Here is a 1,269-nt window from a genome sequence, read left to right on the forward strand (position 1 = left end):
GAGCAAGGACGACGTGGCCTGCGCGGCCAAGAGCGACCGCGCCAAGAAGGTCGCGGCTTCGGCCACCGGTGAGGTCGCGGCACTTTTGCCGGCCGATCCGCCACAATCCCTGAAGAGCCTTGCCTTCAACGGTCCGGACGGCAAGCCGATGACGATTGCCGATCATGCCGGCAAGACGGTGCTGCTCAATCTGTGGGCGACATGGTGCGCCCCGTGCCGTGCCGAAATGCCGGCGCTCGATGCGCTGCAGAAGGAAAAGGGCAGCGACGCCTTTCAAGTGATCGCCGTCAATGTCGATGCCGGCGACGATGTGAAGCCGAAGAAGTTCCTCAGCGATACCGGCGTCGCGACGCTTGGCTATTACCGGGATTCGACGATGGCGCTGTTCAACGACCTCAAGAAGCGCGGCCTGGCGCTAGGCCTTCCTGTCACCATGCTGGTCGACGGCGAGGGCTGCCTGATCGCCCATATGAACGGCCCGGCCGAATGGTCGGGGCCGGACGCCAGGCGGCTGGTCGAGACGGCACTCAAGCCCGAGAGCCTCTAGTCTAGCGTGTGGCTAGCGCAGGTGCCGGTGCGAAGGCCAGAACGCTTCTGTCGCGCAAGGTAGCGGGTTTGCTGCCGACAGCGGGTGCGACGACACCGGTCAGCTCGCCGAATTCTTCGATGAGAGCTGGCCTGCCGATATAATAGCCCTGGCCGATCTCGCAGGCTTCGGCGTCCAGGAATTTCAGTTCGCCGAGCGTCTCGACCCCCTCCGCCAGAACCGGCAGGCCGAGACCACGTCCAAGTCCCAGGACGGCGCGCACGATCGCCGCGACCTGGCCGTTCTTGTCGACCGACTTGATGAAGGAGCCATCGATCTTGATCTTGTCGAAGGGGAAGGCGCGGAGGTTGGAGAGCGAGGAATAGCCGGTTCCAAAATCGTCCATGGCCACGCGCACGCCCAGCGCCTTGACCTGCCGCAAGGTGGCCAGCGCCCGCGGCATGTCCTTGACAAGCGCCGTCTCGGTGATCTCAAGCTCGAGCCTGCCGGGCGCCAGGCCGGAATTCAGCAATGTTTCGTGGACCTTGCGGCTGAAATTCGTGTTGTGGAGCTGCACCGCCGAAACGTTGACGGCCACTGTCAGCGGATTTTCCCAGCGGGCGGCTTCCTCGCAGGCAGCCGTCAGCACCCATTCGCCAATCTGGCCAATGGCGCCGCTGTCTTCGGCCACCGGGATGAATATGGCCGGCGACACGTCGCCGCGAGTCGGATGCCGCCAGCGG

2 protein-coding genes are annotated in these 1,269 nt (G+C 64.5%); one reads left to right on the top strand and one right to left on the bottom strand.

The window, feature by feature from the left end; all coding sequences use genetic code 11:
- On the top strand, positions 1–547 hold a 547-nt coding region (locus tag EN884_RS36235; protein WP_164895431.1), incomplete at its 5' end, for a TlpA disulfide reductase family protein.
- Between the two features lies 1 nt (position 548).
- Here the strand turns inward: EN884_RS36235 and EN884_RS36240 are convergent.
- Positions 549–1,269 (bottom strand): EAL domain-containing protein (locus EN884_RS36240; protein ID WP_164895432.1); only part of this gene is annotated, 721 nt, incomplete at its 5' end.

It is taken from the genome of Mesorhizobium sp. M7A.F.Ca.AU.001.01.1.1, assembly GCF_004022735.1.
Lineage (GTDB): Bacteria > Pseudomonadota > Alphaproteobacteria > Rhizobiales > Rhizobiaceae > Mesorhizobium > Mesorhizobium ciceri.